This window comes from Flectobacillus longus, from assembly GCF_030056705.1.
Classification (GTDB): Bacteria; Bacteroidota; Bacteroidia; order Cytophagales; family Spirosomataceae; genus Flectobacillus; species Flectobacillus longus.
In genome coordinates this window covers 130,063-148,000 of the sequence record NZ_JASHIC010000025.1, presented here as the reverse complement: position 1 = coordinate 148,000, position 17,938 = coordinate 130,063, and the positions used below count along the sequence as shown (strand labels likewise).

Annotated in this window: 16 protein-coding genes; 7 read left to right on the top strand and 9 right to left on the bottom strand. The window is 36.9% G+C overall.

The genetic code is table 11. The features are described from left to right. Positions 1–23 precede the first annotated feature (23 nt). Together QM491_RS18845 and QM491_RS18840 are read left to right on the top strand one after the other, a co-directional pair. Complete coding sequence (locus tag QM491_RS18845) at positions 24–215, top strand: hypothetical protein (protein WP_283329084.1); 192 nt, start codon at positions 24–26, stop codon at positions 213–215. A 112-nt stretch (positions 216–327) separates the two neighbouring features. Beyond that, a complete protein-coding gene (locus QM491_RS18840) occupies positions 328–825 on the top strand; it encodes a YdcF family protein (protein ID WP_283329083.1) in 498 nt (165 codons plus the stop codon). Positions 826–892: 67 nt separating this feature from the next. Here QM491_RS18840 and QM491_RS18835 read toward each other — a convergent pair whose 3' ends face one another. Then, on the bottom strand, positions 893–1,483 hold the full coding sequence (locus tag QM491_RS18835) for a DUF1016 N-terminal domain-containing protein (protein WP_283329082.1): 591 nt from the start codon (positions 1,481–1,483) through the stop codon (positions 893–895). Positions 1,484–1,597: 114 nt separating this feature from the next. Further along, complete coding sequence (locus tag QM491_RS18830) at positions 1,598–2,128, bottom strand: DinB family protein (RefSeq protein ID WP_283329081.1); 531 nt, start codon at positions 2,126–2,128, stop codon at positions 1,598–1,600. A 96-nt stretch (positions 2,129–2,224) separates the two neighbouring features. Between QM491_RS18830 and QM491_RS18825 the strand changes: the two genes are divergently transcribed. Continuing rightward, positions 2,225–2,458 carry a DUF2905 domain-containing protein gene (locus QM491_RS18825; protein ID WP_310589589.1) on the top strand — a complete coding sequence of 78 codons (234 nt, stop codon included), beginning with the start codon at positions 2,225–2,227 and terminating at the stop codon, positions 2,456–2,458. Positions 2,459–2,501: 43 nt separating this feature from the next. On the opposite strand, the gene QM491_RS18820 is transcribed toward QM491_RS18825, so the two are convergent. The 3 genes from QM491_RS18820 to QM491_RS18810 all read right to left on the bottom strand — a co-directional run bounded on the left by QM491_RS18820 (position 2,502) and on the right by QM491_RS18810 (position 6,080). Next, complete coding sequence (locus QM491_RS18820) at positions 2,502–4,589, bottom strand: protein-disulfide reductase DsbD family protein (protein ID WP_283329080.1); 2,088 nt, start codon at positions 4,587–4,589, stop codon at positions 2,502–2,504. A gap of 229 nt (positions 4,590–4,818) precedes the next feature. Next, positions 4,819–5,379, bottom strand: coding sequence for a DUF2911 domain-containing protein (locus QM491_RS18815; protein WP_283329079.1), 561 nt, complete (start codon positions 5,377–5,379; stop codon positions 4,819–4,821). Positions 5,380–5,507: 128 nt separating this feature from the next. Continuing rightward, positions 5,508–6,080 carry an acyl-CoA thioesterase gene (locus QM491_RS18810; RefSeq protein ID WP_166549579.1) on the bottom strand — a complete coding sequence of 191 codons (573 nt, stop codon included), beginning with the start codon at positions 6,078–6,080 and terminating at the stop codon, positions 5,508–5,510. A 304-nt stretch (positions 6,081–6,384) separates the two neighbouring features. Between QM491_RS18810 and QM491_RS18805 the strand changes: the two genes are divergently transcribed. Both QM491_RS18805 and QM491_RS18800 read left to right on the top strand, forming a co-directional pair. Next, positions 6,385–8,283, top strand: a complete 1,899-nt coding sequence (locus QM491_RS18805; RefSeq protein ID WP_283329078.1) for an NADH-quinone oxidoreductase subunit 5 family protein — start codon at positions 6,385–6,387, stop codon at positions 8,281–8,283. 51 nt (positions 8,284–8,334) lie between these two features. Next, the gene (locus QM491_RS18800) at positions 8,335–9,993 is read left to right on the top strand and encodes a complex I subunit 4 family protein (RefSeq protein ID WP_283329077.1); all 1,659 of its coding nucleotides are present in this window, start codon (positions 8,335–8,337) and stop codon (positions 9,991–9,993) included. A 22-nt stretch (positions 9,994–10,015) separates the two neighbouring features. On the opposite strand, the gene QM491_RS18795 is transcribed toward QM491_RS18800, so the two are convergent. Further along, positions 10,016–11,041 (bottom strand): sensor histidine kinase, encoded by a 1,026-nt coding sequence (locus tag QM491_RS18795; RefSeq protein ID WP_283329076.1) that lies wholly within the window; start codon positions 11,039–11,041, stop codon positions 10,016–10,018. 79 nt (positions 11,042–11,120) lie between these two features. Here QM491_RS18795 and QM491_RS18790 point away from each other — a divergent pair, with 79 nt between their 5' ends. Beyond that, positions 11,121–12,620 carry an NADH-quinone oxidoreductase subunit N gene (locus QM491_RS18790; protein WP_283329075.1) on the top strand — a complete coding sequence of 500 codons (1,500 nt, stop codon included), beginning with the start codon at positions 11,121–11,123 and terminating at the stop codon, positions 12,618–12,620. 118 nt (positions 12,621–12,738) lie between these two features. Further along, entirely contained in the window at positions 12,739–14,478 is a 1,740-nt protein-coding gene (locus QM491_RS18785; protein WP_283329074.1) for a M3 family oligoendopeptidase, read from the top strand. Between the two features lie 81 nt (positions 14,479–14,559). Here the strand turns inward: QM491_RS18785 and rpsJ are convergent, their stop codons facing one another. From rpsJ to fusA, 3 genes are all read right to left on the bottom strand, one after another. After that, positions 14,560–14,865 carry a 30S ribosomal protein S10 gene (gene rpsJ, locus QM491_RS18780; protein WP_044172971.1) on the bottom strand — a complete coding sequence of 102 codons (306 nt, stop codon included), beginning with the start codon at positions 14,863–14,865 and terminating at the stop codon, positions 14,560–14,562. Between the two features lie 147 nt (positions 14,866–15,012). Further along, positions 15,013–15,723 (bottom strand): pseudouridine synthase, encoded by a 711-nt coding sequence (locus QM491_RS18775; protein ID WP_283329073.1) that lies wholly within the window; start codon positions 15,721–15,723, stop codon positions 15,013–15,015. 82 nt (positions 15,724–15,805) lie between these two features. Then, positions 15,806–17,899, bottom strand: a complete 2,094-nt coding sequence (fusA, locus tag QM491_RS18770; protein ID WP_283329072.1) for an elongation factor G — start codon at positions 17,897–17,899, stop codon at positions 15,806–15,808. Between the last annotated feature and the right edge of the window lie 39 nt (positions 17,900–17,938).

Genomic DNA, 17,938 nt, shown 5'->3' with positions numbered 1-17,938 from the left:
ACCGTTGATGATACTGCAATCAAATGCGGGAAAGTAAAAAAGCTCCAAAATATTACAAAGTAGATAAGCCACTCCAAAAGAGTGGCTTTTTGCGTTTTACAAGGCTCAGTATCGTTGAGGATATTGCAGGCTGCCGCCCCGGACTACGTGTCCCGATCATACGGGAAAGTAAAAAAGCTCCAAAATATTATAAAGAGGTACAATATCAGGCATAATATTTAGAGCATTGTAAGACTATATAAGGATATAGTTTAGGCGTTTTAAAGATAATTCTCATCTATTATTCAATAATTTTAGGTAACTTTTGGGTATAAAAGCGTATTCACTATGAATAAATTATTGATTATTTGCGCAGCATCAAACACACCTGATGGTGAATTATCTCATATCGCATTAGATAGACTTTTGACAGCACTTCAATTTTTAAAAAATAATCCCTCTTTTCATATTCTATGTACTGGTGGATTTGGGGAGACTTTTAATACAAGTGACTATGCGCATGCACAACTTATGCAAAATTTTCTTTTAGAGCATGGAATAGCTCATGAGAACTTTGTAGAGTTTGTTTTAGGCGAAAATCTTTTGGAAGATATTCAATTAACAAGAAGAGTGCTTTCTAGGTATTCGCCTGAAGTTGTAGCAGTGATTACGTCAGATTATCAAATGGAGAGAGTATGCTTATCCTTTGAGTTATATTGCTCATATCCTAATATGATTTTTATAGAGGCTAAATCTAGTATCTTTGAGGATGAATTAGAACGATTAAAACGACAAGAGTCTCAAGGGGTCAATCGACTAAAAATGATGCTGAAAACAACGCAATAGGTATTTAGAAGAAGCAGATAGTTTCATTATAAAAATTATCTGCTTTTTGTGCAATTAATTATAGTATTCATAATTGGCTAAGTGTTGTATTGGCCAGTTGCTCAATAGCTTCTTCAAGGTCGTATTCTGGCCCATTTTGTTCAAAATAATAATTATTTATCTTTTCTTGAAGATTTTGGGCAGACCAAGAGTTTTGGATAACTGTTATCTCGTAAAAAGCTTTTTTTATAGATGATAGTACTCTGCTTAAAATGAAAAAATGTCCTATTTCAAGTCGATTAAAAAGGATTTCGATGTGTAATCCAAGTCTTGATTGTGTATTCTGTTTTAGAACAATACCGTAGTGATTTGGAACAAATTGATATAGTTCGAGATACTTCGTATAAAAATTTTTGTATTGCTTTAGGATCTCAACAGAGATATTCCTCATTCCTTCAGAAACAAGCTGTGTGGTGATTTTGAGATTTTGACGATCAAAAGGTAACGCATTTTTGGATAAATATTTTTCATAATCACTAATGAAAAATCCAACTAACCAGGCATGAAGTATTTCAATTTGGGCGTTCGAGTAATGCGTTTTTTCTAAAACTCCATTAATTCCTAAAATAGTATTAATTGTTTGATGGAGTTTTTGTTCATATAGTGCAATAGAATCCATTTTAACTCTAAGAAAATATTTGCTCTGGATTTGAGAGGTATCAAGTCATAATGATACAGAAAAGTTATACACCAAATACCCTACCAAAACGAAGTAATAAAGAAGAAATTAGTTTTAATTAATACCAAGAAAAGTGTCAATTCTTGCTTTTTGTAGTAAATGGTGTCTAAAATGTTGTTCGTTTAGCCAAAACCATTCATGTGCATTTAGCCATCCAAAAGCAGGTTGAAGGCATTTATATTCACCATTATCGGTAGGAATTTGCCCCGCTAATATCTTTCCTTGTGCTATAATTTGCTCTAATAACACAAGATATGTTTCTTGAGCTTTTGCAATAGGCTCAGGTCCTTGGAGTGCATCAGGTATTTTGAGTTGCGTAGGCGGGAAGCTATTATATTTGAATTGTTTTTCACCATAGCTATTTTTCTCTCCGCCTAATTGTCCATTACGTTGTTCTAGGCAATATGTAGCTCGTTTATAGAAAAAATAAAGAGCTGACATACAGACATGTTCATACATTTGCCCTATAGACCATTCTTGTGCACTAGGCTTAGTTACAAATTGCTCAGGAGAATATTCTAAAAGGGATTTTTTATAGTACTCAACACTTTTTTCGAGTGCTGATTGGATTTCGTTAGCTTGCATAATGATCGTTAAATAAAGGTTTTATTTTAGCAGGAAGTAAACACTATCAAATGTAGGAATATTCTATTTGAAAAAGATATTCAATTTATCAAATATATGAATGCAAACTTGGGAAAACTCATTATGCTGGTAGGTATTGTGCTGGTGATAGGTGGGGCTGCAATTTACTTTTTAGCAGATAAAATAGATCGGTGGAATTGGTTGGGTAATTTGCCTGGAGATATTCGAATAGAAAAAGAAAATTTTAAGTTATTTGTCCCTATAACAACCTCTATTCTTTTGACAATTATCCTGAACTTATTGATATGGTTATTTAAGAAACTTAGTTGAGGTAAGTAAAAAGGGATGCTATTGTTAGCATCCCTTTTTGTTATTATTTCTTCTTGTTAAACTTTGCTTTACCATCTTCTAAGAACTTGATAAATTCTTCGATATTTTCGTTATAAGCTCTTGGTTTTACAAGGGTTTTTGAGTCATTATTAGGATCAACTAAACAATAATATGGTTGAGCGTTTCCGTTAAATCTAGTGATTTCAAAATCAAGATTCTGGTCACCAATCGTTGTCTTTTCAAGACCATCATCTTTAGATTTGTACCATTCGGATTTTGGGAGCTCGGTTTTATCATCTACATATAACGCTACCAATACATAGTCATTTTCAATGCGTTTTTTTACTTCAGGATTAGACCATACAGCTGCTTCCATTTTACGACAGTTTACACAACCATGTCCTGTAAAATCAATAAACAATGGCTTGTTTACTTGTTTTGCATAGGCTACTGCTTCATTGTAGTCAAAGAAACCGTGAAGCCCTAAAGGTAATTTTAGGAATTCATCATATTTTACTTTTTTAGGAAAATTCGGATCTGCGTTAGGTGATGTCGCTACTGAACTACTTTCTCCACCAATCACAAAATCCTGTGTTTCCATTGGAGGTAACCAGCCTGAAAGAGCCTTGAGTGGTGCTCCAAACATACCCGGAATCATATATACTACAAATGTCAATACGGCAATAGCTAATAAAGTACGAGGTACTGAGACTTTGTCTAATTTGCTATCGTGTGGCATTTGGATTTTACCTAATAAATAAAGTCCAATTAATGAGAAAATCACAATCCAAGCAGCAAGATACACTTCACGATCTAGTATATGCCAGTGATAAGTTTGATCAGCAGTACTTAAAAATTTCAAGGCTAATGCTAATTCAAGGAAGCCTAAAATAACTTTTACTGAGTTCATCCAACCACCCGATTTAGGAAGGTTTTGTAACCAGTTTGGAAAAATGGCAAATAAAGTAAATGGAATCGCAAAAGCTAATCCGAAGCCAAACATACCTATTATAGGACGAAGAATTTGACCCTGTGAGCCAAGACTCAAAATCGTACCAGCAACAGGACCTGTACAAGAGAATGAAACTAATACCAAAGTGAAAGCCATGAAAAAGATTCCTCCAATACCACCACGGTCTGATTGTGCATCGATTTTATTGACAAATGAGGACGGAAGAACGATTTCGAACCAACCTAAGAATGATACCCCAAAAACTACAAATACGATAAAAAACAGCATATTTGGAATCCAGTGCGTACTAATGAAGTTAGGTGCTGCTTGCCCAAAAGCATAAGCGATGATTGTTCCGAATAGCACATAGATGGCAATGATAAAAAAGCCATATAAAAGGGCTTTCTGAAGTCCACCTTTTTGCTTTGTGAAATATGAAACAGTCATTGGAATTAAAGGATACACACAAGGTGTCAAAAGAGCTACAAATCCACCTCCTAAAGCCAACAAGAAAAAGCCCCATAACGATGTTTCTTCTGGTTTTTCTTCGTCACTTGCCGTAAGCGAATTGCCTGAAACAGCGCTTGAATCTGAAGCTACAGAATCTGTAGGCGCAACAGCAACTGAATCAACTTTTAATTTGGCTGCTTCTTCTACTGCTTTTAGCGAATCAAGATTAGGTTTTTTATCGTCAGTTTTTTTAGCTGTAGCGCTTTGTGCTTCAATCAAAAATGCACCCTTGATTGGTACGCACATACCTGTTACGTCTGAACAAGATTGACTGTCATAAGCACCATCAATATTGATTTTATCTTTAAGAATTTTTACCGTTTGGCGAAACTCTGCTTTACCTTTAAAGTAACTATACTCACCATTCCAGATTTCCTTATCGAATTTTCTAGAAGGGTTAATCGCTTTTAAGCTACCTACTGTTTCATAAGTATCGTTTGGCGTAAATTTAATTGTGGTTACGGTAGGTCCTAAATCTGGATCAAAGTCTGAAGAATAAAGATACCAGTCTTTTTGGATAGATACAGTAAAAATGACATCGACAGTTTCGCCTACTTCAGGATTGGGCTTTGACAATGACCAAGTCCATTTGGCAGGATTAACTTTCTGAGCGAAGCTGATTGTTGATAAGGTCAATAACAACAAAATACTTGATAGTAACTTCTTCATGATTGGGGTTTAAGATATTCTTAGTTTGTAAAGCTCTAACGAAAGTCTTCCTATGTTAGTTTCTTTCCTGGGTAAACAAATTTGTTAGAAGAAATCAAAATCTGGAGAAATATCAGTGGCTTTAAGTAAAAGTAAACGACTAATAATCAAGACAGGCTATGAAGTATTAGCGTTGCTTTAGGGAAAATTATATTGAATTATATGTAAGATTTACGCTTGGGTAAATGTATTACTGAACTCTGATTGGTACTACCACTTCGACTTTGTCCCAGCGAAGCAACATATCTGCACCATTACCTTGTTCGTTAAAATCGATATAGAATTTTTCGACAGAATCTGATTTATTAATGACAGCCGCAGGGGCATGTAAAATATCTCTTGTTGAATCATAAGATAGTCCCCATTGTCCCACTTCTTCGTTGATAATAATTGTCCACATATCTTTGTCGGGAATGGTAAAAATAGTATAACTACCAGCCTTGAGTGGTTTTCCTGAAATAAGGACGTCTTTATTGAAACTAATAACAGTAGCTTCGTTGGCACCAGTACGCCACCATTTACCGTAGGGAACAAGCGCTTTGGAGTTTTGAGGTCCAAAAATAAGGCGTCCTTTTTTGGCTGGTTGACAGTAATCGACAGTAATTTCTAAGCCATTATGTGAAAAGTCAGCAGTGTCGGATGGACTGAAAGATTTGGTATAGAAACGCATTCCGACGAAACCGATAGCGAGTAACGCAAGAAGCACTAAGACTATGCGTAGTAGTTTAATCATTGAAAAAGATTGTGCCATTATTTAAAGTATGATAGTCTATTGAATAAGGTACTGAGCAGGGCAAATATAATTCGCAATATAGCATATTTTACGGCACATCACAAAAGAATAGCTCTTCACCAAAGTGAAAAGCTATTCAACCTTTATTACCACAGACTTTCCATATCACGGTCTCTTTTCACAATACACCTTTCGTTTTGTAGGAGGTATAAATTTTGGTCGATATCGATGCTAGTTTTGGCATCATCTAATAAGCCTTTATAGGCATTTTTAATTTCTTTTCTTCTGATTGCTTCTAAAAATCGTCGGATATCATCGTCTGACTCTAGAATTAAGCCTGGAACTTCTGTAGGTTTACCATCTTCGTCTTTGGCGACCATCGTAAAATAGGACGTGTTGGTATGCTTTACTTCTTGTGATTTGATATTTTCGGCAATTACTCTAATACCAATGATTAACGACGAACGCCCAACATAGTTAATAGAGGCATGTAATGAAACCAATTCTCCTACCTCAACGGGTTTTTTAAATTCTACGTTATCGACCGAAACCGTTACAACATAGGTCCCTGCGTGTTTGGCTGCACAGGCATAAGCCACTTTGTCCATCAATGACAATAAAATTCCTCCGTGGATTTTCCCCCCAAAGTTCGCATAAGAAGGAATCATTAATTCAGTAATTGTTGTTCTTGATGAGTTAACAGATTTTGCGTTTTCCATGAATTTCGTGGTTGAGCTTGAGTAATGAACAACCTCTTAGTCGGCTTTGTTTGAACCTCCTTAGTTTGTAAAAGGTTATACAATCAAATACCTCCCTTAATGTCGTTGCTCAGGGACTATAAGCTGAAAGCTAAGTACATAATTTTTTTAAGTCCACAAACTTAGTAGATTTTATGTCAAAACAATTAGGCTTAATTGAAAATAGACACGTATATTTGCGTAAAAATAGAAATTTTCCAAGAAAATGAGTATAAAACCTTGAATATCTTGGTTTTGAACAGCTTATGATAGAAATTATTACAGAATGACTCCTGCAACTCTCTTCTGGTTTATATTACTGACTCCACTAGCAGGATTTGCTATCTCGTTGGGACTTGGCAAGAGTCGCAAAGATATTGTTGGGTGGATTACCTCAGGGCTGTCAGCATTAAACCTTTTGCTTACAATAGGGCTTAGTAGGAGTGTGGCTTTGCCAACCAACCTACGTGTCGAATGGTTCAAGATAGGACAAATAGATTTTGTGTTTGGATTCCTATTCGACTCAAAAGCATTGATGATGCTTTTGTTGGTTAATTTTATTGCCTTCTTAGTGCAAATTTTCTCTATGGAATACATGGAGAATGACCCTGCCAAACATCGTTATTTTGCTTTTCTCCAATTATTTGTTTTCTCAATGCTGGGTATTATCATGACCGACAATTTGTTGGGAATATATGCTTTTTGGGAATTAGTTGGATTGAGCTCATATCTTTTGATTGGGTTTTGGTATCAAAAAACATCTGCAACACAAGCAGCCCAAAAAGCCTTTTTAGTAAATCGAGTGGGAGATTTGGGCTTCTTACTTGGTATTTTTATGGTATATCACTATTGGGGAAGTTTGAGTTTTGCGGTATTAGGACAAACTCCAGCTAACTTAACTCCTGAAGTGGCTACGATAACAGGCTTGCTTTTGTTTTGTGGTTGTGTGGGTAAATCAGCGCAGTTTCCGTTGCATACTTGGCTTCCTGATGCCATGGAAGGACCTACGCCTGTATCGGCACTGATTCACGCAGCGACGATGGTGGCTGCTGGGATTTTTTTATTGGCACGTGTACAACCTGTTTTTACTGATGTTGCATTTATGGTGATTGCTGGGATTGGCTGTACAACTATGTTACTAGGGTCGATATATGCAATTTTTCAAACTGATATAAAAAAGACCTTGGCTTATTCTACAATCTCTCAGTTGGGGTTGATGTTGATAGGTTTGGGTACTGCTACGTCTTTATTTCATTTGCTAACCCATGCGTTTTTCAAGGCAGGTTTATTCTTAGCTGCTGGGTCGGTAATTCATGCTCTTCATCATGCTTCGCATCATCATGATTTTGATGCTCAGGATATGAGATTAATGGGAGGTTTGAGAAAAAAACTTCCTGTAACTTTTATCACCTTTGTCATCTTTGCCGCTTCGTTGGCTGGGTTGCCATTGTTTTCGGGCTTTTTGTCGAAAGATGCTATTCTCGCCAATTTATTTCATTTGGCAGAAATGAACAGTTACTTCAAAATCATTGGTATTTTTACTTTTGTAGGAATCGTGATGACGGCCTTTTATATGTTCAGACAAGTATGGCAAGTATTTATGGGCGAATTTCGTGCAGAAAATGTGCCTTTCGAGCATATTCATGAGGGGTCTTTCAAAATAACGTGGCCTTTGATTTTACTAGCCATATTATCATTGGGAATTGTATTTGCGATGAATCCATTTCATGCTGACCATGCTTGGTTTTGGCACTTTATAGATAATGGCTTTCATTTACCAACTTCTTCGTGGATTGGCTATGCCTCTGTAGCAAGTGCTGGTTTGGGAATTGTTTTAGGATACTTGACTCGAAATAGAACTTTTGATATTCAGGTACCAACTTTTGATAATTTATATCACTGGCTTTTTGTAAAAACTACGATGTTATTGGCAAGGTTTTTTCAATATGCCGATACCAACTGGGTTGATGGATGGGTAAACCAGCTGGCTTTTGCTCAAAAAACAATCGCTCGTGCTATGGCTTGGGTCGATACCAAAATTGTTGATGGCGGTGTTGGATTCGTAGTTCGTTGGATTGGAATCGTTGGTAAAATGACACGAGCAGTACAAAATGGTAAAGTGCAACTCTATGTATTTGCAGCATTAATGGGATTATTAGGCTTAATATTTTTCTTTATATATTAATTCAATTCGTCAAGAGCAACGAATCGTTGAGGCGAGGAAAAAACAGTTACGATGTCAGTACTTTCATTACTTATATTTTTACCTATCGCTTTTTCAGTAGTAATTCTGTTATTACCTGAAAATCTAAAAGGATATTTCAAATGGATTACCGTTGGGGTAACTGCCGTGGAATTTCTTTTGAGTATATGGGTTTATCTACAATTTGACCAACATACAGAAGGTTTTCAATTTTTAGTACAAAAAGACTGGATTACCCTACCGCTTGGGAGTTTGGGTGTGGCCTCTATTGATTATTTGATTGGGGTTGATGGTATTAGTATGCCCATGATTTTGCTGACAGGCTTAGTGATGTTTATTGGCTCAATTTCGTCTTTTGAGATAGGACAAAAAGAAAAAGCGTATTACGCCCTCTATTTGCTTCTGACAGGCTCGGTAATAGGCTGTTTTGTAGCATTGGATATGTTCTTATTCTACCTATTTTTTGAATTTATGTTGTTACCAATGTATTTCTTGATAGGTATTTGGGGGGGACCTCGCAAAGAATATGCTTCTATCAAATTCTTTATTTATACCTTGGTAGGCTCATTATTTATTTTGGTAGTCATGATAGGTTTGTATTTATCGGCTATAGATCCTGTAGAAACAGCTTTACAAACAGGTTTGATTAGTGAACTGGAACAAGTAACACCTAATTTGATTTCTGAGATTCAACGTTTGTTGGCAGAAGGACGTCTTCCTTCTGAACAATTGGTGCATACTTTTGACTTAAGGTTTTTGCCTGACCCGAATAATTTCTTGCCAGAATCATGGTTACATATTTTCTCAAATATTAGCATTGGAGGAATGGGCTTGCGTAGCTGGGCTTTTATATTTCTTTTAATTGGTTTTGGAATAAAATTACCCGCTGTACCTGTACACACATGGTTGCCTGATGCGCACGTAGAAGCGCCAACGCCTGTGTCGGTAGTACTGGCAGGTATTCTATTGAAAATTGGTGGATATGGACTTTTACGGATTGCCTATCCTATTTTTCCAGAAGCAGCAAGTGAGCTAGCTTTTGTCATCGCTATTGTAGGGGTTATCTCTATTTTATATGGAGCTTATAATGCTTTGGCAATGAATGATCTCAAAAAACTCATTGCATATTCGTCGGTTTCGCACATGGGTTTTGTGTTGTTAGGAATAGCTTCTTTAACAAATGAGGGAATTAATGGCGCAGTGTTCCAAATGTTTTCGCATGGCATTCTTTCAGCAATGCTATTTGTACTAGTAGGTGTTTTATATAGTCGCACACACGATCGCCGTATTAATAGTTACCAGGGCTTGGCGTCCAAAATGCCAGTTTACACAGCCCTTACAGCAATAGCATTTTTTGCTTCGTTAGGGTTGCCAGCATTTTCTGGTTTTATAGGCGAATTTTTCACCTTGATAGGAGGTTTTAATAGTTTGTATTTTCCAAAATGGATTACGGGACTTGGTGTGTTGGGTTTAGTTCTTGGAGCAGGGTATTTTCTTTGGACATTACAAAGAATGTTTTTCGGAAAATACTGGTCAAGATATGAAGAGAGTCTACTAGTAGATTTGAATACAAGAGAAAAAATAATGCTCTTACCTTTAGCGATTTTAGCTTTAATTTTTGGGATATTCCCTAACTTAGTTTTTGATGTCTCAAACCAAGCAGTAAACGAGCTGATGAAGCTATTCGTATAGGTTTGGTTCCTATACAAATAACTTAGAATGGCATTATTATCATCGCAAGTACAGTTTCATTCTCGTTAGTAATTGAAAAAGAAGCTTTTGGACCATAGTGTAATTCAAGGCGTTTTCGAAGGTTATCTAACCCAATACCATTAGCACTTGTTTTGGGTTGTGGGTGATACTGTCCAGTGTTACGAACTTTGATAATTACATCGTGACCGAGGGTGGTAATTTCTATTTGAATAAGACCTCCGTTTTTAGTTTTGGCGATACCATGCTTAACTGCATTTTCGATAAGCGTATTCAAGGACATAGATATGATTAGGATGTCATCAGTATTTTCTTGAACATGAAATTCATACCGAAGACGATTATCAAAACGAACTTTTTCTAGGGCTAAATAATCTTTAGCTAGTTTTATCTCTTCGCTAAGCATTGCTTTTTGTTGGTCTCCAAGGTTGAGCGATAGACGAAGTAAATCAGAAAGTTGCATGATAGCATCACGTGCCTGACGGCTATCGCTGATAGTAAGTGCTTTAATGCTGTTGAGTGCGTTGAATAAAAAGTGAGGGTTAAGTTGTTTTTTGAGGTTTTCAAGTTCTATAACTCTAAGCATTTTCTCGGCATCTAAGATTCTTTGTCTACGACTTTCGTGAACTTGCACAAACCGATAAAGATGATAAAATAAGAACCACGGAACAACGAGCCAAATATTGTCAAACACAAAGAAGATAGAATCCATAACATCGATGTCTCCATGTAGGTATCGGCTTCTATTATAAAAAATAAAGTCAGTAAAGGCAAAACAAGTGCCAATTGTCAAACTTCCTAGAAGTGGAAAAATGATAAATTGGTTTGATGTAAAGTTTTCGGGATCATAACTTTCATGGATATAGTTGTAAAGATGGCTAATTCCCATACCCAACACCATATAGGTACAAACATACGCTAATCTATACATGGTAGTTTCGTCGGTCAGCCCACTATACTTCAAGGAAGTTAGTGTTACAAAAGACCAACTCATAATTTGTATTACCCAATAAAATGTGTTTCTCTTCATGGTTATTAGTTAGCTCTGATGAGTAAATATAAATAAAAACAAACAAAAGCGGAAATTTGATTTTCTGTGTAGAATTAAGATGACAAATATTTTGGACTTAAAACAGCAACTTTTACAAATCCTGAGCAGCTTTGGCATTATTACTCCCGAAGCATTTTTGGCAGGTGTTTTTGTTGTGTTTATTATTGCTGATTTAGTTGTAACCCAACAGTCCTCAAAACGTGTTTCTCTCAATAGCTCAACTTCAAATTTTACCTTAGCGGGAATAATTGTTTTATTAATCAATTTGTATCAAGTAATAGACCAATTTTCGGCTATAAATGATACTTTTTTATTCGATAAAATGCTTTTTATTGATGCCAAAGCTATTTTCTTTAAAGCATTGATAAGTCTTTCAGGAATTTTGATGCTTTTACATATACATATTAACAAGTACCAACTCCCCAACGAGTTTTATGCTATTGCTATAGCCATGATTATCGCATTACAATTGATGACAATGTCTGTCAATTTGCTGATGATTTATTTAGTAATAGAAATGGTATCCTTGCTTTCGTATATTTTAACGACCATCAACAAAGATAAAGTTGGTGCGGAAGGAGGTATCAAATATCTTATTTTTGGAGCTACCTCTTCAGCCATTATGTTGTACGGAATGTCATTACTTTATGGCATGACGGGAACGTTGTCTATTACTTCACCTGATTTTAGCAGAGGTCTCACACAGGTTGACGAATTGGCTACCACCGTGGCAGTTGTCATGACTATTGCAGGATTTTTGTTTAAGCTTTCGGCTACTCCTTTTCATATTTGGACACCTGATACCTATCAAGCTGCACCAATACCAATCGTTGCTTTTTTTTCGGTCGCACCCAAAGTGGCTACAATGTTGGTGGCGTTACGCTTTTATATGGCAGTTCCCAACGATCTAAGACTCGTTACAGGCGTGATAGCTTTGGCAACGATTACTTTTGGTAATTTTTCGGCACTATGGCAAAACAAAGCCAAGCGATTATTGGCCTATTCTACCATTGCCCATTCAGGTTTTTTGTTGATAGGGTTGATGGCGTTATCTGAGCTTAGTGTTAAAAGTTTAGTATTTTATTTAGTAACGTATCTCTTTGCCAACTTCGCAGCATTTTATTTGGTTGATTTATTAGCGATTTATCTAGGAACGAAGAACGATTTTGAGATAGTGCAAATTAAGGGTTTAGGTCGAAAAAATCCTGCACTTGGCATATTATTATTAATTACGTTGGTATCTCTTGCTGGACTTCCTCCAACGGCAGGTTTCTTTGCCAAATTTAATATCTTTTCAGCACTTTGGGAAGCTTACCAAACGGCAGATACTCAAAAGCATATTCTTTTGCTTTTATTTATTTTTGGATTATTTAACACAGCAATTTCTTTGTTTTTTTATTTGAAAATACCTTTTTATTTATTTTTCAAAAACGCTGAAACCGAATTTGATACATCTCTTTCAACAACTCAATATATACTAGCAAGTGCACTATGTCTACCTTTGTTAGGGTTCTTCTTCAAGGCAGATTGGTTGATGAACCTGATTGCTTTGTTGTAGAAAGTTTATTAGTTTAGAGGATAGCAAGGGCAGTAGGCAACCCCAATAAAGGTATATTATGTCTTGAAACAGCCTACCATTAAACGCTAACTTAGCATAACAATCTTAATCTATTATTATGACTGCGACTATATCGACTACTCCTCCTGTACGTACTTTTCTTGGAGATACTTTTGAACTAACCAACGTAGAAAGCGTAAAGCCATTTTATGATAATTTGGTAGAACGTCCTATTGATACACTTGAAGAATTTAGAAAGTTCTTGAAAGATCGTTCTGAGCTAGAAAGTTATCTTTCAGAGAACTTTGCTTGGCGTTATATCAAAATGACTTGTGACACTACCGATAAAGAAGTAAAAGCACATTTTGACCAGTTCGTGACTGAAATCCAACCTGAGCTGGCAAATTATGATGATACGCTCAATAAAAAGACGCTAGAAAGTCCTTTCTTAGATATATTGACTTCTGAAGGAGAAGATGCCGAAGCGTTTAATATTACTTTTAGAGGTATCAAAAAAGCTACTGAAATATTCAGAACCGAGAATATTAGTCTTTTTACAGAAGTCCAAAATCTCTCAAGCGAATACCAAGGCACAGTGGGTGTAATGACTGTTGAGATAGATGGTCAGACTAAAACTTTGCAACAAGCGGGGGTATTTTTAGAAAATGCTGACAGAGCTATTCGTGAAATGGCTTATCGCAAAATTCAAGAACGTCGTATTCAGGATCGTGACAAATTGGATGAAGTTTTCAATAAACTCAAAACCGTTCGTCATCAGATTGCATTGAATGCAGGTTTTGAAAACTTCCGCGATTATTCTTTTGCTTCATTAAAGCGCTTTGACTATACCCCTAAAGATTGTTTTGATTTTCATGAAGCTGTAGCAGAAACAGTTGTGCCAATCTTGAATCAATTGGCAGAGGAACGCAAAGCAACGCTAGCATTAGATTCACTACGTCCTTGGGACAAAGGTGTCGACGTAAAAGGACGTCCAGCTTTGCACCCGTTCAATGGAGGTGAAGATTTGCTTAACAAAACTATCGATTGCTTTAAGCTCCTTGACCCATTCTTAGGTGAATGTTTGACCTTGATGAAACAAATGGGACGCTTAGATTTGGAATCAAGAGTTGGTAAAGCACCAGGAGGATATAATTATCCTTTAGAAGAAACAGGTTTTCCGTTTATTTTCATGAACGCTTCATCGTTGATGCGCGATGTGATTACTTTGTTACATGAGGGCGGACATGCTGTTCATTCGATTGTAACTAAAGATTTAGCCTTGAATACCTTCCGTAATTTTCCGTCGGAGGTAGCAGAGTTAGCCTCGATGTCGATGGAGTTGATTACGATGGATTACTGGCATGTGTATTTCGATAATGAGGAAGAATTGCGTCGTGCAAAGATTCAGCATTTAGAGGATATTTTGAGTACTTTGCCTTGGGTAGCTACTGTGGATAAATTCCAGCATTGGATTTACGAGAATCCGACTCATACTACAGAAGAACGTACACAGGCATGGCTTCGTATTTATGAACAATTTACAGATTCGATTACAGACTGGTCTGGTTTGGAAACCTTCAAATCGAGTATGTGGCATCGTCAATTACATATATTCGAATTACCTTTCTATTACATCGAATATGGTATTGCACAATTAGGAGCCATAGGTGTGTGGAAAAACTACAAAGAAAATCCACAAAAAGGTTTAGAAGGCTATTTGAATGCGCTGAAGCTGGGATATACCAAGCCAATGGCATCAGTCTACAATGCGGCAAATATTCCTTTTGATTTTTCAAAAGAGCATATTGCATCATTGATGACATTTTTGCAAGGTGAGTTAAATGCACTGAAAAACTAAAAAATATTAAATGTCTTAAAACAAAAATCCCATCGAGACTTGGTCTGGATGGGATTTTTTATGATTTGGAATCAAGGTAAACTACACTTTGATTTCAACGTCAACACCTGAAGGCAATTCTAATTTCATCAAAGCATCAACTGTTTTTGGAGATGATGAGTAGATGTCGATTAGACGCTTGTAAGTACACAATTGGAATTGCTCACGAGCTTTTTTGTTAACGTGTGGTGAACGTAAAACTGTGAATTTTTCAATTTTTGTAGGCAAAGGAATAGGACCTGAAACAACAGCACCTGTAGCCTTAACAGCCTTCACGATTTTCTCAGCCGATTTGTCCACTAAAGTGTGGTCAAAAGACTTCAATTTGATTCTGATTTTTTGATTCATCTGAATTGGTACGTTTGGTAAAACCAAAGCCGAAAGTACCATAAGCTTCGGATTTGGGATTGCAAAATTACTGATTTACAAGTTATTGAGCAAATGCTATTCTAGAAATTTTTATAAAACAAGATGATTTATAGCTTAATGACATAACTATTGGTGTTCAATAAGCAAGTCATCTGTAGAAATTCCAATCTTTTGTAGAACCTCCAAGAACTCAGTTTGCAAAGGCGCTTCAATCAACAATGGTTCATTCTTAATAGGATGAACTATCTCCAACGAAGCTGCATGAAGAAGCATGGTATTCAGTCCAAAATGCTGCTCAAACATCTTATTATGTTTGCATTCGCCATGAGTTTTGTCACCAATAAGATAATGTCTTAATTGTGCAAAATGCCTACGTATTTGGTGCATACGACCTGTTTCAGGGTATATCTCTGCCAACGAATACCGAGAAGTAGGATAACGACTCACTTCGATTGCTAGCTCAATTTGTTGTAAACACTTAAATCGAGTAAGCGCATCTTGCATATCTCCATTGTCTTTAGCCAAGGGTCTATCAGTAAAGCCTTCTTCTGGTAAATATCCTCTTACTAAAGCCCAATATTTTTTGCAAGTAGTATGTTGTTCAAACTGCTGTTTGACAAGTTTATCAACCTCCTTATTCAAGGCAAATAATAGTACTCCACCAGTTTTACGGTCAATTCGGTGACATGGACTTACCCAAACACCCAGTTGGTCTCGAAGCAGCTGTAAAGCAAATACAGTTTCTTCGGCAGCAATAGGCGAGCGGTGTACCAACAAATTATGAGGTTTGTTGATAGCTACAAGATATTCGTCTTGATAAAGAATAGGAAGCGTCATTGGAATAGGGGATAAATAAAACCGCCCCCACGACAAGTCGAGGAGGCGGTAGTTTATATACAACTAGCAAGCTAGCGTGTTATTACAAACCTTTAGCTTTTTTCACTACTTCGTCAGCAATGTTTTGCGGAACGAATTCATAGTGAGAGAAAGTCAAGTTAGCTGTTGCACGACCAGAAGACATTGTACGAAGGTCAGTTACATAACCGAACAATTCAGACAATGGAATATCTGCTTTCAAGATTACAGCACCTTGTTTTGAGTCCATACCTTTCATCATACCACGACGACGGTTCATGTCACCTGTGATAGGACCAGTATATTCGTCAGGAGTTACTACTTCAACAGCCATGATAGGCTCCATCAATTTAGCACCTGCTGCTTTTGCTGCTTCTTTGTAACCCATACGAGCAGCCAATTCGAATGACAACGCATCTGAATCGACGTCGTGGAATGAACCGTGGAACAAACGAACACGCATTGAATCCATTGGGTATCCAGCCAAAGCACCATTTTTCATAGCACTGTCAAAACCTTTTTGGATAGCAGGAATAAATTCTTTTGGAATTACACCACCAACGATACCGTTGATGAATTCCAAACCTTCCTTACCATCTTCTCTTGGTCCCATTTCGAATACGATATCGGCAAACTTACCTTTACCACCTGATTGTTTTTTGTAAACTTCACGGTGTTCAGTAGTTTTAGTCAACGATTCTTTGTAAGCTACCTGAGGAGCACCTTGGTTTACTTCCACTTTGAACTCACGACGCATACGGTCGATGATAATTTCAAGGTGAAGTTCACCCATACCTTTGATGATAGTCTGACCTGTTTCTTCGTTAGATTCAACTTGCAAAGTAGGGTCTTCTTCGATCAATTTACCAATAGCTTTCGAGAAGTTGTCTTGGTCAGCTGATTTCTTAGGCTCGATAGCATAACCGATAACAGGATCAGGGAATACCATTGATTCAAGAACGATAGGGTTTTTCTCATCAGAAAGGGTATCACCAGTTTTGATGTCTTTGAAACCTACTACCGCAGCAATATCACCAGCCTCTAAGCGCTCGATTGAGTTTTGCTTGTTAGCGTGCATTTGGAAGATACGAGAGATACGCTCTTTGTTTCCAGAACGGTTGTTCAAGATATAAGAACCAGCCTCTAACACACCTGAGTAAGCACGAACAAAACACAAACGACCAACATAAGGGTCAGTTGCAATTTTAAACGCTAATGCTGCAAATGGTTCTGATGTAGATGGTTTACGAATAATTTCAGCATCTGTACGAGGATCAGTACCTTTGATAGACTCTTTATCCAATGGAGAAGGGAGAATCGCCATTACATAATCCAACATTGTTTGAACACCTTTGTTTTTGAAAGATGAACCACACAACATAGGAACAATTTTCATTGAGATTGTAGCTTCACGAAGAGCAGCCAAGATTTCATCTTCAGAGATAGATTCTGGATCTTCGAAATATTTCTCCATCAATGACTCATCGAATTCAGCTACAGCTTCCAATAATTTCTCACGGTATTCAGTAGCTTCATCCAACATATCTTCAGGAATAGGTACTACTTCAAAAGTCATACCTTTATCGTGCTCGTTCCATTTGATACCACGGAAGTTTACTAAGTCAACTACACCTTCAAATTTATCTTCAGCACCGATAGGCAATTGAAGAGGTACAGCGTAGCTACCCAACATTTCCTTCACTTGCTTACATACATTCAAGAAGTCAGCACCTGAACGGTCCATTTTGTTAACAAAGCCTAAACGAGGTACGTTATAGTTGTTAGCCAAACGCCAGTTAGTTTCAGATTGAGGCTCAACACCATCAACAGCACTGAACAAGAATACAAGACCATCCAATACACGCAAAGAACGGTTTACCTCTACAGTAAAGTCAACGTGACCTGGAGTATCGATAATGTTGATATGGTATTTCTCATCTCTATAGTTCCAGTTTACAGTAGTAGCTGCTGAAGTAATGGTAATACCACGCTCTTGCTCTTGCTCCATCCAGTCCATAGTCGCAGCTCCGTCGTGTACCTCACCAATTTTGTGGCTTACACCAGCATAATACAAGATACGCTCAGTAGTAGTAGTCTTACCAGCGTCAATGTGGGCCGCGATACCAATGTTTCTTGTGTATTTTAAATCCCTTGCCATTTTAAATGTTGATTATTTAGTTTTTTTTAGTTCTTCATT

Bases quoted from the DNA above. Each gene is read 5' to 3' on its own strand.
- QM491_RS18830 (WP_283329081.1), bottom strand. From the start codon at position 2,128: ATGCAAGCTAACGAAATCCAATCAGCACTCGAAAAAAGTGTTGAGTAC.
- fusA (WP_283329072.1), bottom strand. From the start codon at position 17,899: ATGGCAAGGGATTTAAAATACACAAGAAACATTGGTATCGCGGCCCAC.
- QM491_RS18775 (WP_283329073.1), bottom strand. From the start codon at position 15,723: ATGACGCTTCCTATTCTTTATCAAGACGAATATCTTGTAGCTATCAAC.
- QM491_RS18825 (WP_310589589.1), top strand. From the start codon at position 2,225: ATGAATGCAAACTTGGGAAAACTCATTATGCTGGTAGGTATTGTGCTG.
- QM491_RS18805 (WP_283329078.1), top strand. From the start codon at position 6,385: ATGACTCCTGCAACTCTCTTCTGGTTTATATTACTGACTCCACTAGCA.
- QM491_RS18815 (WP_283329079.1), bottom strand. From the start codon at position 5,379: ATGGCACAATCTTTTTCAATGATTAAACTACTACGCATAGTCTTAGTG.
- QM491_RS18845 (WP_283329084.1), top strand. From the start codon at position 24: ATGCGGGAAAGTAAAAAAGCTCCAAAATATTACAAAGTAGATAAGCCA.
- rpsJ (WP_044172971.1), bottom strand. From the start codon at position 14,865: ATGAATCAAAAAATCAGAATCAAATTGAAGTCTTTTGACCACACTTTA.
- QM491_RS18835 (WP_283329082.1), bottom strand. From the start codon at position 1,483: ATGGATTCTATTGCACTATATGAACAAAAACTCCATCAAACAATTAAT.
- QM491_RS18785 (WP_283329074.1), top strand. From the start codon at position 12,739: ATGACTGCGACTATATCGACTACTCCTCCTGTACGTACTTTTCTTGGA.
- QM491_RS18840 (WP_283329083.1), top strand. From the start codon at position 328: ATGAATAAATTATTGATTATTTGCGCAGCATCAAACACACCTGATGGT.
- QM491_RS18820 (WP_283329080.1), bottom strand. From the start codon at position 4,589: ATGAAGAAGTTACTATCAAGTATTTTGTTGTTATTGACCTTATCAACA.
- QM491_RS18800 (WP_283329077.1), top strand. From the start codon at position 8,335: ATGTCAGTACTTTCATTACTTATATTTTTACCTATCGCTTTTTCAGTA.
- QM491_RS18810 (WP_166549579.1), bottom strand. From the start codon at position 6,080: ATGGAAAACGCAAAATCTGTTAACTCATCAAGAACAACAATTACTGAA.
- QM491_RS18795 (WP_283329076.1), bottom strand. From the start codon at position 11,041: ATGAAGAGAAACACATTTTATTGGGTAATACAAATTATGAGTTGGTCT.
- QM491_RS18790 (WP_283329075.1), top strand. From the start codon at position 11,121: ATGACAAATATTTTGGACTTAAAACAGCAACTTTTACAAATCCTGAGC.